At 60.0% G+C, this 2,574-nt stretch carries 3 protein-coding genes; all 3 read right to left on the bottom strand.

What is annotated here, in order from left to right:
• Positions 1 to 160 precede the first annotated feature (160 nt).
• Positions 161 to 871, bottom strand: a complete 711-nt coding sequence (locus VMR39_RS00375; RefSeq protein ID WP_325413267.1) for a helix-turn-helix transcriptional regulator — start codon at positions 869 to 871, stop codon at positions 161 to 163.
• A gap of 7 nt (positions 872 to 878) precedes the next feature.
• Positions 879 to 2,288: an MFS transporter gene (locus VMR39_RS00370; RefSeq protein WP_325413265.1), complete on the bottom strand. Its 1,410-nt coding sequence runs from the start codon at positions 2,286 to 2,288 to the stop codon at positions 879 to 881.
• Positions 2,289 to 2,290: 2 nt separating this feature from the next.
• The coding region (locus tag VMR39_RS00365; protein ID WP_325413263.1) for a LysR substrate-binding domain-containing protein at positions 2,291 to 2,574 on the bottom strand (284 nt) is incomplete at its 5' end.

Genomic DNA, 2,574 nt, shown 5'->3' with positions numbered 1-2,574 from the left:
GGGTTGCCTCGGCATGGGATATGTCGGGAATTTCGAAGACCCGCTGGTGACCGTGCGCGATCCCGCAACGGTGCCGCCGATCGACATTTCCCTGCTGCAGCAAAGCGCCAGCGGCGGCAATGAAGCTGTCTCGGACTTTCTAACCGATATTGACGATTGATCAGGCGATCTCGGCAATCCGCGCGGCAAGGGCTGTGCGCGTGTCCACGCCCGTTTTGTCGAATATGGCGCGCAGGTAGGTCTTCACGGTCGCCACAGTGAGGCCGAGGTCATCGGCAATATCGCGATTGGTCGCCCCTACGGCTACAAGTTCGCAAATACTGCATTCGCGTGCGGTCAGACCCATTCGACCGCGCAAGGCTCCCTGCCGCCTTTCACGGCGCAACTTGTCATGGACTTCAAGGCCGAACGCCACATAGCGATGGATTGCCTGAAGCTTTTCCTGATCGTCGGGGAACGGCGGATCGTCGTCCATCCTCAGCAGACTTGCCCCCGCAAAGGCGTGGCGGCGGTCCGCCTCGCCTGTCCAGAAGACAAAATCGAGATTGTCCTTCACGCGATATGCGCCCAGGAACGACATGTAATCCCGCCGCGACGCATCCGGAACCCTGCAAGCTTCGCGCTGCAGATCGGCGATGGTCTGTCCGTCGTTTACGAGCCGCGACGCCAGCAACGGATCATGCCATCGCATCTCCTTGCGATAGCGATCGGTCAACCCGGGTGGCAGGCCGAGCATGGGACCGTTCACCGTGTCGAGATCGTCCTCGATCCAATAAAACATCGCGGCGCGGACCGAGAAGAGCTGGCGCAGGAATTCGAGCGACTCGACGATCAGCCGGTCCGAACGGGACAATGTCGCCGGCAACGTCATCCTTTCGTCAGAGCCTCCTGAATGTCCTGCTGGCGTAAAGGAGCGCAGCCGCTCCCAGCAGCCCAACGGTTTGCATCAGCATGATCGCAGGTCCCAATCCTCTGGCGCCGCCGGTGCCCCCGATCAGATCGCTGGCAAATCCGGTCAGAAAGGACCCCATGCCCTGCCCGATCACGTTGAGGACGAAGAGTATCGTCGCCATGCCGAAGGCCCGCAGGCGCGGCGGCAGGAGCATCTGGCTCGCCGCGAAGAGCGGCGCCGAATAGCCCGAGACACATAATTCGATCAGGAAATAGCTGGCATAAGACAAGCTCTTGGGAAGCTGAAAGAACAGCACGATCAAGGGGCCTGCAATGCCGGCACAGATCAGCGGAATCCACAAATACCAGCGCTTGTCGCGACGGGCGAGACGGTCGGCCAACAGACCGAAAGCCAGAGCGCCGAAGATTCCCATAAGCCCCTGGGCCAGCCCGCTTACCGAGCCAACCTCGGTGGCGCTCAGCCCGTGCGCACGGATCAGATAGGTGGGAACCCAGTTCTCGAAGGCGGAGGTCGCACAGGAGATAAAGGCGAAACCGAAGGCAATGCCCATGAAACCGCGATGGCGCAGCACGAAGCCGACGGCGTCCGCCATCGAATAATGACGATGCGCCTCTTCGGTATTGCCGTCGAAACGACCGCGCACGGGGTCCTTCACCGCGAAAATCATAAAAGCGGCGAATGCGAGGCCGGGAAACCCAAGCACAAGAAAGGCATTACGCCAGCCAAGTGTATCCGCAGCGAAACCGCCGAGCGAGAGTCCGGCCCAGGTCCCTATCGAAATACCCAGCGAGTAGATGGCGATCGCCGTGCCACGCCGATGCACGGGGAAATAATCGGAAATCAGAGAATAGGCCGCCGGAGAGCAGCCCGCCGAGGCGACAGCAATACCGAAACGCATCACCGCGAGACCGAAGAAAGAGCCGACCATCGCGGTAACCGTCGTCAATCCGCTCCAGATACCGAGCACGCTGGCGATGATCGTCGAACGCGATCTCCGGTCCGCCATGCGTGCAATCGGAAAGCCCGAAAACGAATAGAGCAGCGACGCACCGAACCCCGTCAGCAGACCGATCTGCGTGTCGGAGACGTTGAGATCCTTGCTGATCGGATCGATCAGGATCACCAGCAGAAAGCGATCCATCCAACTGAAACTGTAGGTCAGCATCAGCAGGATGAGAACGAACCAGGCGTAGCGTGTAGGCTGCGCCTGATCGACGATGGTCGCGTTCAACGCTGATATCCGAACCGGGGACTCGATGGCTTGCTCTGACATGAACCTATCGTTCCGCCTGGCCCATCGCGCATGAATGCCGAACGCGGCAAGCTTGGTTGCGCTTTCAGGAACGTGACGGGTTTGCCCCGCCACAACCTGCATCTCTATTCGGCGGCAACCGCCGCCGCAGGGGAAAGCCGATCGACGAAGGCGCGCGTCAAAGGCGGCGGAGTTCCGCTGCGCGTAATGGCGCTTATCCGGCTACTGAAGTTAAAGGTTTCCGGTGCGATCACCCGAAACCGGTCGCGACACCAAAGCGTCTCCACATAGGTCTTCGGCAGGAAGCCGAGATAAGTGTCGGAATTGATCATCATCGCGATCGATTCCATGTTGTTGACCGTAGCCGTGCGTGGGAAAACGCCCTCCACGCCCATTTTTTCCATCAGAT

The organism is Sphingobium sp., from assembly GCF_035511395.1.
Lineage (GTDB): Bacteria > Pseudomonadota > Alphaproteobacteria > Sphingomonadales > Sphingomonadaceae > Sphingobium.
The sequence above is the reverse complement of the archived record's forward strand: the minus strand, read 5'-3'. Positions and strand labels throughout refer to the sequence as shown.